The sequence below is a fragment of the Salinimicrobium maris genome (assembly GCF_049680855.1).
Classification (GTDB): Bacteria; Bacteroidota; Bacteroidia; order Flavobacteriales; family Flavobacteriaceae; genus Salinimicrobium.
Window position 1 is genome coordinate 114,336 of record NZ_JBMPGS010000005.1, and the last position, 16,650, is coordinate 130,985.

At 41.1% G+C, this 16,650-nt stretch carries 13 protein-coding genes; 6 read left to right on the plus strand and 7 right to left on the minus strand.

All coding sequences use genetic code 11. The annotated features are described in order from the left end of the window. Positions 1–43 precede the first annotated feature (43 nt). The 3 genes from mdh to gyrB form a co-directional block, all read right to left on the minus strand. Positions 44–973: a malate dehydrogenase gene (gene mdh, locus ACOV1Q_RS14160; protein ID WP_424495058.1), complete on the minus strand. Its 930-nt coding sequence runs from the start codon at positions 971–973 to the stop codon at positions 44–46. 89 nt (positions 974–1,062) lie between these two features. Beyond that, entirely contained in the window at positions 1,063–2,049 is a 987-nt protein-coding gene (locus ACOV1Q_RS14165) for a DUF6588 family protein (protein ID WP_424495059.1), read from the minus strand. Positions 2,050–2,303: 254 nt separating this feature from the next. Continuing rightward, positions 2,304–4,244: a DNA topoisomerase (ATP-hydrolyzing) subunit B gene (gyrB, locus tag ACOV1Q_RS14170; protein ID WP_424495060.1), complete on the minus strand. Its 1,941-nt coding sequence runs from the start codon at positions 4,242–4,244 to the stop codon at positions 2,304–2,306. Positions 4,245–4,660: 416 nt separating this feature from the next. Here gyrB and ACOV1Q_RS14175 point away from each other — a divergent pair, with 416 nt between their 5' ends. Beyond that, positions 4,661–5,233, plus strand: a complete 573-nt coding sequence (locus ACOV1Q_RS14175; protein WP_424495061.1) for a DUF2911 domain-containing protein — start codon at positions 4,661–4,663, stop codon at positions 5,231–5,233. 45 nt (positions 5,234–5,278) lie between these two features. Here the strand turns inward: ACOV1Q_RS14175 and ACOV1Q_RS14180 are convergent, their stop codons facing one another. The 4 genes from ACOV1Q_RS14180 to ACOV1Q_RS14195 form a co-directional block, all read right to left on the minus strand. Beyond that, complete coding sequence (locus tag ACOV1Q_RS14180) at positions 5,279–5,911, minus strand: 7-carboxy-7-deazaguanine synthase QueE (protein ID WP_424495160.1); 633 nt, start codon at positions 5,909–5,911, stop codon at positions 5,279–5,281. 87 nt (positions 5,912–5,998) lie between these two features. Then, a complete protein-coding gene (locus ACOV1Q_RS14185; protein ID WP_424495062.1) occupies positions 5,999–7,480 on the minus strand; it encodes a M14 family zinc carboxypeptidase in 1,482 nt (493 codons plus the stop codon). A 99-nt stretch (positions 7,481–7,579) separates the two neighbouring features. Beyond that, positions 7,580–8,968: a SusD/RagB family nutrient-binding outer membrane lipoprotein gene (locus ACOV1Q_RS14190; RefSeq protein WP_424495063.1), complete on the minus strand. Its 1,389-nt coding sequence runs from the start codon at positions 8,966–8,968 to the stop codon at positions 7,580–7,582. Between the two features lie 9 nt (positions 8,969–8,977). Further along, positions 8,978–12,157, minus strand: coding sequence for a SusC/RagA family TonB-linked outer membrane protein (locus ACOV1Q_RS14195; RefSeq protein ID WP_424495064.1), 3,180 nt, complete (start codon positions 12,155–12,157; stop codon positions 8,978–8,980). Between the two features lie 139 nt (positions 12,158–12,296). On the opposite strand from ACOV1Q_RS14195, the gene ACOV1Q_RS14200 reads away from it, so the two are divergent. The 5 genes from ACOV1Q_RS14200 (at position 12,297) to ACOV1Q_RS14220 (ending at position 16,650) form a co-directional block, all read left to right on the plus strand. Beyond that, the gene (locus tag ACOV1Q_RS14200; RefSeq protein ID WP_424495065.1) at positions 12,297–13,646 is read left to right on the plus strand and encodes a D-alanyl-D-alanine carboxypeptidase/D-alanyl-D-alanine-endopeptidase; all 1,350 of its coding nucleotides are present in this window, start codon (positions 12,297–12,299) and stop codon (positions 13,644–13,646) included. Positions 13,647–13,681: 35 nt separating this feature from the next. Continuing rightward, positions 13,682–14,737 carry a S66 peptidase family protein gene (locus ACOV1Q_RS14205; RefSeq protein ID WP_424495066.1) on the plus strand — a complete coding sequence of 352 codons (1,056 nt, stop codon included), beginning with the start codon at positions 13,682–13,684 and terminating at the stop codon, positions 14,735–14,737. A 165-nt stretch (positions 14,738–14,902) separates the two neighbouring features. Then, a complete protein-coding gene (locus tag ACOV1Q_RS14210) occupies positions 14,903–15,457 on the plus strand; it encodes a hypothetical protein (protein WP_424495067.1) in 555 nt (184 codons plus the stop codon). A gap of 33 nt (positions 15,458–15,490) precedes the next feature. Next, positions 15,491–16,354 (plus strand): 23S rRNA pseudouridine(2604) synthase RluF, encoded by an 864-nt coding sequence (rluF, locus tag ACOV1Q_RS14215; RefSeq protein ID WP_424495068.1) that lies wholly within the window; start codon positions 15,491–15,493, stop codon positions 16,352–16,354. Positions 16,355–16,404: 50 nt separating this feature from the next. Further along, a complete protein-coding gene (locus ACOV1Q_RS14220) occupies positions 16,405–16,650 on the plus strand; it encodes a DUF7218 family protein (RefSeq protein ID WP_424495069.1) in 246 nt (81 codons plus the stop codon).

Consider the following 16,650-nt stretch of genomic DNA (forward strand, 5'->3'; position numbering starts at 1 on the left):
TTTTAACTTATTTATAGCATGTTTCTTTTAAGAAAAGATAGGACTACTTAAGATCCAGAAGGTTATTCGTTTTGGAAACTCCTTCGGCACTTTCTTTTAGCTTCGCTTTTTCAGCCTCATCAAGTTCAATCTCTACAATCTCTTCAATTCCATTTTTACTAAGAATCACAGGAACACCTATACAAAGATCTTCAAGGCCATACTCCCCTTCCAATAAAGCTGAACATGGGAACATCTTTTTTTGATCACAGGCGATAGCCTGAACAAGTGAAGAAACTGCAGCTCCCGGCGCATACCAGGCACTGGTTCCAAGCATTTTCGTCAAGGTTGCTCCACCAACTTTGGTATCTTCAGATATTTGATTCATCCTATCTTCAGACAAGAATTTAGAAACCGGAACACTGTTCCTGGTAGCCAATCTTGTTAAAGGAACCATTCCCGTATCACTATGTCCTCCAATCACCATTCCGTCAACATCTGAAGACGGACATTCAAGCGCTTCGCTGATCCTGTATTTAAAACGGGCGCTATCAAGGGCTCCACCCATTCCAATAATCTTGTTCTTTGGAAGTTTTGTAGTCTTATGCACCAGGTAAGTCATGGTATCCATAGGATTACTTACCACAATGATTGTTACGTTAGGAGAATGTTCAATTAGACTAGAAGAAACAGATTTTACGATATCAGCATTGATCCCTATAAGTTCCTCACGAGTCATTCCCGGTTTACGTGGTATCCCACTGGTAATTACGGCGACATCACTCCCAGCTGTTTTTGAATAATCGTTTGTACTTCCGGTTATTTTTGTATCGAATCCAAGCAATGAGGAAGTCTGCATGAGATCCATTGCTTTTCCTTCGGCATAGTTTTCCTTGATATCTATTAGCACCACTTCCGAAGCAAAGTTTTTAATTGCAACATATTCTGCGCAGCTGGCTCCAACGGCTCCGGCTCCTACTATAGTAACTTTCATTTTATATGGTTTTTGTAAAGATTAGTAATAGTTGCTAAAATACAAATTCTAAGGCAGTTTTTATAAAATCTACCTTAAAAGAGGCCTTTTTAAAGCCTGTAGTGTAAGCCTAGATTGAGATTATAAAACTTTCCGAAACTCAGTGCCGAAGAGATCGTGAAATTCATGAAATTATAGTTGACCCCAACATCTCCTTTAAACTCATTTTCATTATTATCTAGTGTTCCCAACGCATTATTTAAAGGCGACAGTGCGAAACCAGAGCCTCCCATTGTATAATCAAAGCTGGAATTAGTTACTCCCACGGCTCCAAGAAGTTCCCAGCCGCTGTTTACGAAGGTTTTAGAGGAAAGCAACTGAAACAACCAAAGATCGGCATCCACCGCGATATCATTTAATTCAACAATACTCTCGAGTTTTATAGGCTCATACTCATACAACACATCAAATTTACTGTAAGCAACCAGGGCTGCAAATTGAAAATCTGTTGGACGGGAAAAGCCGAAATACTGGTTAAAATTATGCTTTAGTCCTAAAGCATAGGTGCTTACCCTAATATCATCGATCGTTGTCTCCGGCAGGAACCTCACAGAAAGATCTGTCTCTAACGGTAGTCCTACAGAAGCCTGTATAAAAGGATGCAACACCATCTTTTTATCTATCCCATCTATAGCGTCAAAGCTGAAGTCTTCCCTTATCCCCAAAAATTCTATCTCTCCTTCAAAGACCACATCTGTATCACCTCCAAAACCTGTGGGAATGGTGGCAGTAGTAGCATCCTGGATGTAGAACGTCTGGTAATTATCATTTGAAATAGAAACAGACCTTTTATCTTCCGGAACAAAAAGTGCATTTCCATGAAGGGAAAACTTCACCTGCCACAGGTCAAGACTTTTTGCTGTGGTGAACCAACCGGCACCCGACTGGAATGTCGCAGCTTCGGCAGCCGGAGACGCAAAATCATCTGCAACTTTCAGCATGTCCTTCACAAAAGAATTTACATCGTTCTGTGCCCTTATAGAGAAGGAAACGCAGAACAGGAACAGAAAAGCCGTGCTTTTAAAAATTTTTTTCAAGGAAATGTATTTTTGGGATTATTGGTGGTAAATGTAATAAAAATAATAGCAGAATTCCGCGGGTATTTTATTCCTACAGGCTGCAAAGAGGACGTTTCAGAGGTTTTCCCTGTCCAAATTGAACTTTTTAGACCACATTAATCTTTCAGAAAAACAGCTTCTCACAAAGAGTTAATCTGCACATTTCATAAAGTGACAAAATAAAAAAACCCGAAAAAAAATTCCGGGTTCTGTAATTATCTGGAAAAGCTGTCTTACACATCAATATTTGCGTAAACTGCATTTTTCTCAATAAATTCTCGTCGTGGCGGTACTTCGTCTCCCATTAACATAGAAAAAATTCTGTCGGCCTCACTACTGTTGTCAATGGTAACCCGTCTTAAGGTTCTAAATTCCGGATTCATGGTGGTGTCCCACAACTGTTCGGCATTCATTTCCCCAAGACCTTTATATCGTTGAACACTCACTCCACCGCTATAAGAATCGGCAATTTCATCCCTTTCCTTATCGCTCCACGCATAACGTTTTTTGGCGCCTTTCTTCACCAAATATAAAGGTGGCGTGGCAATATAAACATGTCCTGCTTCAATCAATTCCTTCATGTATCTAAAGAAGAAGGTTAGAATCAAAGTAGCAATGTGACTACCATCCACATCGGCATCACACATAATAACAATTTTATGATACCTCAGCTTGCTCAGGTTAAGCGCTTTACTATCTTCTTCGGTTCCTATGGTTACTCCCAGTGCCGTATAAATGTTCTTGATTTCCTCATTTTCGAAAACCTTATGACTCATGGCTTTTTCCACGTTCAGGATCTTACCTCTTAATGGAAGAATCGCCTGGAAATGCCTGTCACGACCTTGTTTTGCAGTTCCACCCGCAGAATCTCCCTCTACAAGAAAAACTTCACTTTCAAAAGGATCCTGAGAAGCACAATCTGATAATTTCCCCGGTAATCCGCCGCCGCTCATTACGGTTTTACGCTGCACCATTTCACGCGCCTTTTTTGCAGCGTGTCTTGCCTGTGCAGCTAATATTACCTTCTGAACAATGGTTTTGGCGTCATTGGGATTTTCTTCCAGGTAATTTTCAAGCATTTCTGAAACCGCTTGTGAAACCGCTGAAGTTACTTCCCTGTTCCCAAGCTTTGTCTTCGTTTGCCCCTCAAACTGAGGTTCAGAAACCTTTACCGAAACGATCGCAGTTAGCCCTTCCCGAAAATCATCTCCCGAAATCTCAAACTTTAATTTATCCAACATTCCGGAGGCATCTGCATATTTTTTCAAAGTAGTAGTCAAACCTCTTCGAAATCCAGCCAGGTGCGTTCCTCCTTCATGAGTGTTAATATTGTTCACATAAGAGTGCAAATTCTCGTTGAACGAGGTGTTATACACCATCGCGACCTCAACAGGAATGTCATTTTTCTCCCCTTCAATTGCAATTACTTCACTAATAATTGGCTCTCTTGTACCGTCAAGAAACTGGATGAATTCCTTCAATCCTTCTTCAGAAAAGAATTCTTCAGAAATAAATTCTCCCTTATCGTCCTTGTGTCTTTTATCTGTAAGCGTGATACGGATACCTTTGTTTAGATATGCCAGTTCCCGCATACGGCTGGCGAGAGTTTCATAACTATATTCGATGGTTTGCTGAAAAATGGTAGGATCTGGCTTGAAAGTCACTACAGTACCTCTTTCTGTAGTCTCTCCTACAGATTTCACGGGATACATTGGTTTTCCTCTCTCGTACTCCTGCTCCCAAATCACTCCTTCTCGGTAAACCGTTGCCTTTAAATGATCTGAAAGAGCATTGACACAACTCACCCCTACTCCGTGCAATCCTCCGGAAACTTTATAGGAATCTTTATCAAACTTTCCACCGGCACCAATTTTGGTCATCACAACCTCTAATGCCGAAACACCTTCTTTTCTATGCAAATCAACCGGAATACCCCGGCCATTATCCTTGGTAGTAATAGAGTTATCCTCGTTAATGATCACACTTATCACGTCGCAGTGACCAGCAAGAGCCTCATCAATTGAATTATCCACCACTTCATAAACCAGGTGATGCAAACCTCTTACCCCCGTATCTCCAATGTACATGGACGGACGCATTCTAACATGCTCCATCCCCTCCAGCGCCTGAATACTGTCTGCCGAATAATTGCTTCTTTTAACCTCTTCGCTCATATATAAATTCGTTAAAATTTTGTCAAATTTCAATAACGAACAAATATAACAATAAACGCCTTTTTTAAGGTGCTTATATCGGGTTATGAGTGCTTAAGTTATCAACAAATTATGTGGAAAAATCTCTTTTCTAGGCTCTTCTGTAGAAACACCGAAAATTTCTTCCATCACAGCAAATTAAAGAGATGAGGAATTTTCTTCGGAAATAAAGTTATTATTAAAAAATGCCATTTTTCGAAACTTATTCACCGCAGAACATTTATCCAGAAATTAATTAAAATGATTTTTTCTTACTCGTTTTAAAGAGCCAATAAAAGAGCGTTTTTAAAGTAAATTTTAACTAATTTTAAACAATTATTTAACCACTATCTATAATTCGGAAAAGTATCTTTAAAAATTAATAAAAATTCATGATCATGAAAAGAATAGTTATAGTAGCGGCATTATTATTTGCTGGCTTTGGAAATCAAAATATGCAGGCTCAGGAGCAGGAAAAAGCAAATAATCAGGGTCCTAATTTTTCAAAACTGGATGTAAGTCCAATGGATGTAGTGCTTTTTCGTGGAGAAAATGACGAGCCTTTAGCAAGAGTCCTCTACAGCCGGCCTCAAACCCGAGATAGAGAAATTTTTGGAAAACTGGTACCTTATGGGGAAGTATGGAGAACTGGAGCAAATGAAGCGACTGAAATTACTCTTTACGAAGACATGACCGTAAGCGGTAAGACCATCAAAAAAGGAACTTATACTCTTTACACCATTCCGCAGCAAAACGAATGGACTATCATTTTAAATAACAGCACCAATGTTTGGGGAGCTTATGACTACCACGTAGAGCAGGATGTCGCGAGAATAACTGTGCCGGTGAGGCAATCTCCAACTTCCGTAGAGGCATTATCGATGGCTTTTGAACCTATAGAGAATGGTGCAAAACTGCAAATAGGCTGGGATGATCATTATGTGGAAGTGCCGTTTAAAGAAGCTAATTAAGAAGAGAGATATTCAACGTATAAAGCGCCCACTGAGGCGCTTTTTTTATGGTATATTTAAATACTTGTGGGTTTGCAGTGAAACCTTCCATTTTGGGTTTTTCATCACGTATTCCACGATCATAGGAATTACTTTTTCCCGGTTACTCCATTCCGGCTGCAGATAAAGAATACAATGCTCGCCTACTTTAGCAGCCTGCTCTTCTGCAAATTTCAAATCGTGCTTATTAAAAACGATCACCTTTAATTCATTTGCCAGCGGATAAATCTCTTCTGTAGGCAATTTAATTTTTTTGGGCGAAAGGCAGATCCAGTCCCATTCTCCAGTTAATTTATACGCACCCGAAGTTTCAATATGAACCGAACATCCTTGTTCTTTTAAACTCTGAGTAAGCAGCGTCATATCCCAGGTAAGCGGCTCCCCGCCGGTTATGACCACAGTTTTGCTATGGCTGGAAGCATTTTCCACGATTTGGCCTATATGAGAGGGTGGGTGAAGTTCTGCATTCCAGCTTTCCTTTACATCACACCAGTGACAGCCTACATCACATCCTCCAATCCTTACGAAATATGCTGCAGTTCCTTTGTGAAAGCCTTCTCCCTGAATGGTATAAAATTCCTCCATCAACGGGAGCATTATACCCTTATCCACCAACGCCTGTGTATCTTCTGTAATCATGGCGCAAAGATAATCAAAAAGCCAGAGCCGGAATGCCATTTACGAAGAGGTTTCAAAAAGGGCATTTTCGGCATTGGATTTCCACACCTAACGGAAAATAAGCGCGTTCACTATTAGATCTGCAGGGTTTGCTCCTTCCATGAGATAAATAAAACCGTTGACAACTGCATAGCCTGGATGCCCTTCTTTTTTCAGAAAAAATGTAGGGTTCATTCCCGGCTGCAGGGTTTGAGGTACTTCAAAAGTTGGCCCAACCACGTGGAGAGGAAATTTTGTAAAACTTTCTCCTTTCGGAATATTTCTCACCTTCACATAAGCATATCCCTGCTCTAAAAGTGCAGCGAAATCCAGTTTTTTTAACGCCTCCATATTCTCCTGAACCTCCGGAAATACTTTTCCCGGCACTATTTTAAAACCTGAAGCATCTATTGTCTCGTAGCCGTAATTCGTGGAAAGATCTCCCTGGTCTGCGATTCTGCCGCGATAGAAAAATTTATCCTCTCCTTCTGAAGGTACTTCTCCATGGTTAATACCAAGATCCAGAATATAAGAATCTCCTAAAAGATCGTATTTCAGCCCTGTAAGCTTAAGATCAAATAACTTGCTGTCGTTCTGCGGAATGTTTTGATAATCTAACAGCTCCTTATCTTGATAATCTTCATTTGCAATAGAAAACAAAGCAGTTAAGATCGCCAGGAAATTCATTTTCCTGATCTCCTGTTTTTCCGGATCTTTGGGATATCCGCCAGACTCAATTAAGATCGTGCTGGTTCCCCATTTCTGAATATTATCACCAAAAGCTCTGGGTTCAAAATCATCATTGTATTTCGCTACGCTTCCTGGAATATGCTTTTGCAATTGCTCATTCATTTCTACGATGAGTTTCATGGCATTCCCCCGAACTTCATTGACCTCTTTTTCATAATTATAGGCAGGCGCTAAAAAAGAAATCGTAGCAGGATTAGACGAGCCTTCAGCATTATAATACCTGCTTTGGTCGTGCAGGTTAAAACCAAAATCGGCATCAAGGCTGTCCCTAATTCTTTTCAAGGTTTTGGCCTCGGGCGACTGTAAGCGCAAAGCATCCCGATTTACATCTATTCCCAATGCATTTCTACGCTGAAATTTTTCAGCTCCATCGGGATTGAGCATCGGTAGAAAATGCATTTTTATTTCCTGGAGTAATTCCTGCTTTTCCGAAGTAAAAGAATCATCTGCAAAAAAATTGAGAAGGTCAAAAATGGTCATAGTAGCAGTAGATTCATCCCCGTGCATTTGAGACCACAAGAATACATCTTTTTCACCCGTTCCCAGGCTTAAGAGAGTAAGATCACGACCTTCGATAGATTCGCCTACTTTTCTCACCTCAACTTCAGGATGATTTTTCCACCGGTTGATGAGAGGTTCCACATCGCTATGTGTTATGCGCCTTTCCTTTAGAAGAGGTTCCTTGTAATTCTCATACTGTTCAAAGATCTCTGGAACCACCTGTTTCTCCTGCGAAAAACCGAAAAAACAGCTACAAATAAAGAGCGGCAAAAATGCCATTTTTGAGTGGGTATCTTTCATCATTTTTGTTTTAATCCCAAAAGAAATTTGGAAGTATCCTGAAATAAAAATCTCCCAACAATATCGGGAGATTTTTGAAAAATTGATAAGAATGTCCTTTTAAACATCCCACCAAACCATACCATAGATGTTGTCTTCCCCTCCCAGATATGTTTGCAGCGCATTTTCATAATTGTCTGCATTATTAAAGGCTTCATTATCTGGATAAGACAATCGCGTTGGGATAGGTCTTCCTTCGGGCTCTGTAAGATCATCAGGAAAGCCGGTCCTTCTCCATTCAGACCATGCTTCGTAGCCATTCATGAACAAATGAACCCATCGCTGATTTGCAATTGACTCTATAGGAGCAGCAGCATCATAAGCAATTTCGGGCCGGCTGAGAAATTCATCTGCACCCTCGGTACTGCCCGTCCACTGCTCAATAGAATTTTCTACGGCCATGTTGTAATATGTCTCGGCATCTTCTGTCACCCAACCTCTTTCGGCAGCTTCGGCAATGGCAAACAGCGCCTGCGCATAGGTTACCAGATAAACCGGTGCATCCTGTGCGAAAATATCTGATCCCAGCAGGGAATATTCTTCAGTTCCAAGATTCTCGGTATCTCCATAATCCATGCCCACATATTCTCCCGATTCTCTTGCGGGATTCCCATAAACTGCCAGCCTTGGATCATTTACCGGCTCCATATCTTCTACCAGGCTGGTGGTCAAGGCCCACCACTCCCGGTTGCTGGCCACCACCTGACCATACCAGTAGCTTTGGTTGTTAGCATCGGCTAAATGCTGAAACAAAAGGTTGTCATCATTAGATTCCATAATACCTGCAGAAAGTGCGGCATTAAATTCCTGGCTCCCCCATTCAGGATCTACTTCAGAAAGCCGCAGGGCCATTAATAGACGAATGGTATTTCCCAATTTCTTCCACTTAGACATGTCTCCATCATAGATTAAATCATTGCTGATGCTTCCCGAAACAATGGAATTATTTGCTTCTTCCAGGATCTGAAAAAGATTGGTATAAATGGCTTCCTGGCTGTCATAAGCAGGCGTATAATTATCTGCGCCTTGTAAGCCTTCAGAATAAGGAATCGCTCCCCACCTATCGGTCATATTCCAGTAGAAATAGGCTTTCAGTATTTTTGCCACCGCAATTTGGTTTGCAACAGGTCCTTCGGTAGCACTAAGGTCTTCTTCTGAATTCAGTACTGACTGAAGGTTCATTAAAGGCCCCTGATACCAACCATAGAAACTGGTAGATTCTTCAGGATAAAGAGAAACTCCTACATATTGGGTTTCGGCGAGATACTGCGCAAGGAATTCACCCTGCGGAGAAGAGCTTAAACCAGGCAGGTAAAGTTGTGCATTGGCAATTAATTGTGTTCCCGAAGCCTCACTCGGAATATTTGGATTGATGTTTATATCTTCATCAAAATCACTGCAGCTCATAAAAAGGCTACAGCTCAACACTACTAATAATATCTTTTTCATAATTCTCATTTAAAAGGTGATATTCAAATCTATTCCAAAGGAACGTACAGAAGGCAGCTGCCCAGATTCGTACCAGCTAATAGATTGCGATCCTGTAGAAATTGACGATGGGTCAATTCCTTCGGGTGCTTCCTGCCAAACCATTAGCGGGTTTTGAGCAACAAGTGCAAGCTGGATATTCTCGGCAGGGAAATTCCCCAGCACCTCTTTATTAAAAGTATAGCCTAGCCGTACTTCCCTCAACTTCACGTAAGAAGCATCATATAGCCATTCTTCATAAATACGCCTTCCTAACACATTTCTATAATAGTTACGAGCATCTACAAAAGCGGTAACCTCCTGCCCTGTTTCTGCAGAAATTCCGGAAACTCTTACACCACCTCCTTCTGAAACAGGATCACGTACATTCATTCCGTTTTCATTAGTTGCTACCGTAAGAGGATCCTGCCCTGTTCGTACAGCTAACATTTTGGAACGGCTAAAGAATTGCCCCCCTCCCTGGAATTCCAGAATTCCGGAGAGCTGAAAGTTTTTATACACAAAGGTGTTCGAAAAACCACCGGTAAAATCGGGTAGCACAGATCCAAAATTATGTGTAGCATCTGTATACAACGGCATATTATCTGATCCTAGCAGGATTTGCCCTGTCGCAGGATCTCTTTGATATGCCTGCCCCACCAGACTTCCAAAAGGTTTCCCTTCATAGGAGTTCAGGTAACTTGTAACACTGGAATAGGTAGTAGAAGAATAGGTGTAAACATCTATTCCCGGAGCCAGTTCCACGACCATACTTTCATTGCTCGCGTAATTCAAAACTGCATCCCAAAAGAAATTTTCGGTTTGAATGGGTCTACCTCTTAGAGTTAATTCAAATCCTTTATTTTCTATTAATCCGGCATTGATGGTGGTAGAACCATAACCGCTGGCACCAGAAACATCGAGGTTAATAATTTGATTTCTGTTTTCCTGCTTATACCATGTAAAATCAAGTCCTATTCTGCTTTCAAGAAACTGAAGGTCGAAACCTGCTTCATAGGAGTGCGCAAAAGAGGGTTCTATCAATGGATTATTTAGATTATCTGGCACAAACAGCGTATTCGTCCCATCGTAGACAGTCCCAACGCCATATCCCATCGTAGTCTCGTATGGCCCAAGATCAGAACCTGCCTGCGCATAACTGGCCCTTAGCTTCCCAAAGGAAAGAGGCTCCCAATCCATTAGTTCACTAAACACTAAACTTCCGGAAATGGAAGGATACCAATAAGAGTTATTATTCTCTGGCAACGCAGAGGAATTGTCATTTCGAATAGAAGCATCAATAAAATACGTGTCTAAATATCCCAGGGAGACAAGTCCGAATAAACTACGTACCTGTTTGCGCAGCAAATAATTTGAAGTCACCGGTCGGTCTATGGATGCGTCAATATTATAGAAGCCCGGCGCCGACAAGCCTCCAACAGTAGCCTGCGAAATATAAGAGTATCGCCTGTCAAAGATGTTTCCTCCCACGTTTGCCGTAATAGAAAAATCTTCCCAATCCTTATCGTACTGCGCTAAAAATTCATAGTTCATTTCCTTATTCTGGTACTTCCCTATAGAATAGGATGGAACGTCCTTTCCGCCAAAAGCGGTTCTGTTCTCAATGTTCTGAGTATACATATCCCCGCGTACAAAAGCGCTTAAGGTAAGTTCCTCCAGTACTTCCCAGGTAAGGCCTACATCTCCAAAAAAGCGATCACGCCTGTCATTGCTAAGATTTTCATATGCGTCAAAGTATGGGTTGTTCCAGTACAACGGGTCAAAATCTGTAAGCTCTCCTGTTTCTGAATCTGGTCTACGAAGGTTCCAGTGCAAAAAAGTACCGTCACCATATTGGTAATCTTTAAGCCTATTCATATCCACATTACGCTGGAACCACTGAACGAGGTAATTTGCACCGTATTCAGATCCCTGTTTGGGACGTTGTGCATTATTGGTAGCATAGGTGAAATTCGTAGCTATATTAAGATTATCGATTATATCAGCACCCGCATGAACTGCAAGGTTATTTCGGTTTAAAAAAGTATTGGGTTCCACCCCTTCAATTCGAGTATCATTAAGGCTAATCCGGAAGCTGGTACCTTCGCCACCACCAGCTACAGAAACACCATTATTAAAAGTGTAACCTGTTTCGTAATAGTCCTTGATATTATCGGGTTGAGGTACAAATGGAGTAAGCTGTCCGTAAGTTGGATCCTGCGGATAAAAACTGAAAACCTGGCGCACAGGAGTACCATCCATTCTTGGACCCCAACTTTCATCTACCGAGATATCCACATAGGGGTCGCCATTAGGCAGTGTGCGAAATTCCTGACTGGAACCCCCTCCATACATATTTTGCAGTGGCATAAAATCATAGGTAGACTGTACAGAGAAAAGAGAATTCACCTGCACCACCATATCATTTTCCTTTCCCTTCTTGGTCGTAATCATGATGACTCCATACTGGCCTCTAATCCCGTATAAAGCCGAAGCGGCAGGCCCTTTTAACACATTTACAGATTCTATATCTTCAGGATTCACATCCTGCCCCAGGTTTCCATAATCGGCACCGGAACTAGCGGCAAAGTTCGCATTCGAGATGGGAGTACCATCCACCACAATAAGCGGCTGATCGCCACCTCCAATGGAATTGACACCACGAATTTTAATTTTTTGAGTACCACCCATACTGGCTCCAGAAGATCCTACTACCTGTACCCCGGCAATTCGTCCTCCAAGACTTCCAATAACATTTTGCTCATTGGAGAGCGTAAGGTTATCACCATCTACCGCCTGTGTCGCATAACCCAGCGATTTCTTTTCTCTTGAAATTCCAAGAGCCGTCACAACGACTTCATCAAGATTCTGTAAGTCCATTTGCAGGGCAACATCGATTACTTCTTGTTCAAGCACCAGTACTTCCTTCGTCTGAAAACCGATAGAGGAAAAAACAAGTACATCCCCCTCTTCCACAGCAATGGAGTAATTTCCATCCATGTCTGTTACGGTTCCTCTATTCGTATCCTGAATAAGGACATTCACGCCCGGCAGCGGCATACCATCACTGGCCACCGTTACTATTCCTGTTACCATTCTTTCCTGTGCGTACAGGTTTGAAAACTGAAAAACAGCCAGGACAAAGACAATAAGTGTAATTTTACTTCTCATTAGCTTTTATGTTAAAATTCATTAAATAAAACTTAAATATAAATAAATTTATGGTTTACAAGGCAATGACAGCATCAAAAGAACATGAAATACTTAAAAATTAATTTATAAATCATTGCAAATCAGCAAAGACCAGCCCATGAAGCCTTCACGCACTAATCCTAGATTCCTTTCCCAAAGCCCTCAACTATCACTTGTAATTCTGTTTTGCATCCTTTTAAGCTCCTGTTCAACTACAAGAAATGTCAAAAGCGGAATAGATGAAGTTTTTGAAACTTCGGAAGCTTTTCACCAGGGCTTTTCAGGTCTAATGGTTTACGACCCAGGTTCCAAAAAGGTGCTTTACGAAAGAAATTCTGAAAAATATTTTACACCTGCATCCAACACCAAACTACTTACGTTTTACACAGGGTTAAAGTTCCTGGGCGATTCAGTTCCCGCATTGAAGTATGCCATTTACAATGATTCACTGGTCTTTAAAGGCACTGGCGATCCATCCTTTTTACATGAGGAATTTCCATATTCGCAGGTGCTCCATTTTCTGAAAAATCGTGACGAACAGCTATTTTACGCAGCTCCGTCCTTTCAGGAGAAGCATTTTGGTCCCGGCTGGTCCTGGGGAGATTACAATTGGTCATATTCAGTAGAAAGAGGTGACTTTCCGGTTTATGGAAATTATGTAGATTTTAAACTTCTGTCCTCAGATTCACTTCCGAAGATATATCCAAAATACTTTCAGGATAAAATAGTTGTAAAAGGTGATTTTGAAGGGGGAAGATCTGGCGTGACCAGAGCACTTTCCGAAAATATTTTTGAAATTGCACATTTGCGAGGGAATCCAGAAAGAGAACAGGAAGTGCCATTTAAATATTCTCCCCAACTGGTAACAGAACTTCTAAGCGATACCTTGGGCACGAAAATCACTCTTTTAGAAAAAATCCCGGAAGATTTTAACAGCTTCAAAACTCTTTATAGTATTCCCACCGACAGCCTTTATAAAAGAATGCTGCAGGTAAGCGACAATTTTATTGCTGAACAAATCCTCCTTTTAAGTGCCGGCGAAATTGCCGATACATTAAAAACCTCTATTGCCATAGACGCCATGAGAACCGAATACCTCAGCGATTTACCTGATGAACCGCAATGGGTAGATGGCTCTGGACTTTCGCGTTACAACCTCATCACTCCACGTTCAATGGTGAAAATTCTGGAAAAGATACAACAGGAAGTACCCACCTCGCGTTTATTTAATTTGTTGGCAGCCGGCGGCGAATCTGGCACCATTGAGAACTGGTATAAAGCCGAAGAACCTTACATTTATGCAAAAACCGGGACTTTGATGAACAATCACAGTCTTAGCGGTTACCTGAAGACGAGAACAGGGAAAATCCTAATCTTCAGCTTTATGAACAGCAATTACACAGTGCCCTCATCCAGCATCAAAAAAGAAATGGAAATAATACTTAAAGAAATTCATCTTAAACTGTAGGCGAAAATTCATCCCGCACTCTATAAAATACATCCATGGAAAGAAGAAAATTCCTGAACAACCTTGCCGCCGGCAGTCTCATTTTACCGTTTGCGCCCGGCATCAATGTCTTCGGAAAAAGTAATGAGATAATATCCAAAAATGTGCTTATTCCTAAAGGTTTAAAACCCGGCGACACGATTGGAATAATAAGTCCTTCAAGTGCCATTTTTGAATCTGGACCTTACGAAATTGCTGTAGAATCAATGAAGGCCATGGGCTTAAAAGTGGAACTTGGAGCCTTTGTAAGAAGCAGGTATGGGCATTTGGCCGGAACCGATGAAGAAAGGGCACAGGAATTCAATGACATGTTCCGGAATCCTGAAATTAATGCTGTCATTGCTTTAAGAGGTGGTTCGGGAGCCGCAAGAATTCTAGATAAACTGGATTATGACGCCATTGCCGAAAACCCAAAAATATTTATTGGTTACAGCGATATAACCGCGCTTCATAATGCCATTTTTGAGCAGACAGGCCTGGTAACCTTTCATGGACCACTGGCCACTTCTACTTGGAATGGCTTTGCGGTAGACCATTTTAAAAGATTACTTTTCGATAAGGAAGCTTTATTCCTGCAAAATCCTACAGGGAAAGGTGACCTGCTTACACAGGTAAAAAACCGCATTAGAACCATCAATCCGGGAACGGCCACGGGACAACTTTTAGGAGGAAACCTTTCTGTTCTCACCGGGATCATGGGTTCTCCATATTTCCCTTCAGATTGGGAAGGAAAGATCCTGTATCTTGAAGATGTTGGGGAAGCAATTTACGCAGTAGACCGCATGATGACCCAATTACAGCTGGGAGGTGTGCTAAATAAAATTACGGGCTTCGTCTTCGGAAAATGTACAGACTGCGATCCCGGAAACGGGTATGGCTCCCTCACTTTGGAAGAAGTGATCGATCATTACATCAAGCCCCTGGGAATCCCGGCTTTTTCGGGAAGTATGATTGGACACATTACCGACAATTTTACCATTCCAAATGGGATTGAAGCGGAAATAGATGCCGAAGTGGGCAGCATTCTTTTATTATCTCCTGCCGTAAAATAACTTCTGAAATTGAGCATAGTAACAGCTTCAAAATAGTAATCACATAGTTTGCACAGCTTCTGACTGAAAATTTCTTGCATTAGCGAGGGCTTCTTTTCATGAGTTGATTATTTTTACCCTCCAATTATTTTTCGTGTCTAAAAGAATTAAATAATAATATTCTATATGAAAAAAGCATTTATTCTCCTCTTTTTTGCCATTCTTGGTTTCTCCTCCTGCGAAAAAGAACAGGATCCTTTTATTATTGATCAAAACCGGGTAGGCTTACTTCAAAAAGACACGCGTGTGAATCAACTGGATTCCATTTACGCCAACGATTCGCTTGTAAAACAGGTAAGCCAGGGAGAATTCTATAGAAACAGCAATGAAATCAAAGTATATGATCAGGATGGTAAGCAACTGCTGCTTCTGGAGCCCGTACAGGCTTTTGATTCTACCAGCACAATTGGATACATCCAGGTGATGGATCCGCGGTTTAAAACCTCCAAAGGTTTAAACTCTGCAAGCACTTTTAAAGACATTGTTGAGAATTATACGATCTCGAGAATTGAAAACACATTAAGTTCTGCAGTGGTTTTTATTGATGAAATCAATGCTTACCTTACCATAAGTAAGAAAGAATTGCCTTCGGAATTAAGATATGATACCCAAACCAGGATCCAGGCTTCCCAAATTCCCGATGATGCAAAAATTAAATATTTTATGATTGGCTGGGATTAATCTCGACTAAAAAATTTCTAAAAAAATCCATTAATGGCTTCTGAAAATCTTACCAGACTCAATAAATATTTAAGCGAAGCAGGATACTGCTCCCGCCGAAAGGCTGATGATCTTATTGATCAGGGAAGAGTGACGGTGAATGGAGTAGTTCCCGAAATGGGCACAAAAATCGCTCCCAAAGACGAAGTAAGGGTCAATGGAGAAATTGTAGCACCCAAAAAGAAGGAGAACGTCTACCTGGCCTTCAACAAACCTGTAGGTATCGTTTGTACTACCAACAGTGCAGAAAAGAAAAATATCGTAGACTATATTAATTTTCCTACCAGAATTTTCCCCATTGGAAGGTTGGACAAGCCAAGCGAAGGCCTCATTCTATTAACAGATGACGGAGATATCGTAAACAAAATTCTTAGAGCGCGAAACAATCACGAAAAAGAATACATCGTTACGGTAGACAGAATCATCAACCCCGATTTCATTTCCAGAATGTCTAACGGAATTCCCATTTTAGACACTGTAACCCGAAAATGTGAAGTAGAACAGTTAAGCAAATACACCTTTAGAATTGTGCTTACACAGGGATTGAACCGTCAAATTAGGCGAATGTGCGAATATCTTGGATACGAGGTGGTGAAGCTGAAAAGGATTAGGATCATGAACATCAAACTAGATGTTCCTGTGGGAAAATATCGCCCCATAACTCCGGAAGAGCTTGCCACACTGGAGCAACTTACCGGCGCCAGCACCAAAACCGAAGAAGGCTCGCTTCTGCAGAAAAAAGAAAAAGAACAAAATCAGCAACTTCCCAGGAAAGAGGGTTCCAAAAATGACAAAAAGAATACTACTTCCAGAAACCGGAATTCTTCTCATTCAAAAAGAAGAGGCCCTAAATCTTAACAGAGCATTAGGTTAAAATTGCTGCAGAACTTCCTATTTTTAAAATAAAAATGGGAACTAACAGCAACAAAATCAAGAACGAAGATCAGTACGAGGCGCTGCGCGATGAAGGTGCCAGTAAAGAGAAAGCTGCGAGGATTGCGAATTCTTCCAACTCCGGCGAAAAAGGCGGAAAATCTGAAAAGTACGAAGACCGAAGTAAAGAAGATCTTTACAAAAAAGCAAAGGAAGTAGGTATTGAAGGCCGCTCTGATATGAGTAAAAAAGAGCTTATCAATGCTTTGAGAAATCATTAA

What these genes read in the sequence shown, in the direction of transcription:
- mdh (WP_424495058.1), bottom strand. Translation starts at nt 973, where the DNA reads ATGAAAGTTACTATAGTAGGAGCCGGAGCCGTTGGAGCCAGCTGCGCA.
- gyrB (WP_424495060.1), bottom strand. Translation starts at nt 4,244, where the DNA reads ATGAGCGAAGAGGTTAAAAGAAGCAATTATTCGGCAGACAGTATTCAG.
- ACOV1Q_RS14175 (WP_424495061.1), top strand. Translation starts at nt 4,661, where the DNA reads ATGAAAAGAATAGTTATAGTAGCGGCATTATTATTTGCTGGCTTTGGA.
- ACOV1Q_RS14180 (WP_424495160.1), bottom strand. Translation starts at nt 5,911, where the DNA reads ATGATTACAGAAGATACACAGGCGTTGGTGGATAAGGGTATAATGCTC.
- ACOV1Q_RS14185 (WP_424495062.1), bottom strand. Translation starts at nt 7,480, where the DNA reads ATGAAAGATACCCACTCAAAAATGGCATTTTTGCCGCTCTTTATTTGT.
- ACOV1Q_RS14190 (WP_424495063.1), bottom strand. Translation starts at nt 8,968, where the DNA reads ATGAAAAAGATATTATTAGTAGTGTTGAGCTGTAGCCTTTTTATGAGC.
- ACOV1Q_RS14195 (WP_424495064.1), bottom strand. Translation starts at nt 12,157, where the DNA reads ATGAGAAGTAAAATTACACTTATTGTCTTTGTCCTGGCTGTTTTTCAG.
- ACOV1Q_RS14200 (WP_424495065.1), top strand. Translation starts at nt 12,297, where the DNA reads ATGAAGCCTTCACGCACTAATCCTAGATTCCTTTCCCAAAGCCCTCAA.
- ACOV1Q_RS14205 (WP_424495066.1), top strand. Translation starts at nt 13,682, where the DNA reads ATGGAAAGAAGAAAATTCCTGAACAACCTTGCCGCCGGCAGTCTCATT.
- ACOV1Q_RS14210 (WP_424495067.1), top strand. Translation starts at nt 14,903, where the DNA reads ATGAAAAAAGCATTTATTCTCCTCTTTTTTGCCATTCTTGGTTTCTCC.
- rluF (WP_424495068.1), top strand. Translation starts at nt 15,491, where the DNA reads ATGGCTTCTGAAAATCTTACCAGACTCAATAAATATTTAAGCGAAGCA.
- ACOV1Q_RS14220 (WP_424495069.1), top strand. Translation starts at nt 16,405, where the DNA reads ATGGGAACTAACAGCAACAAAATCAAGAACGAAGATCAGTACGAGGCG.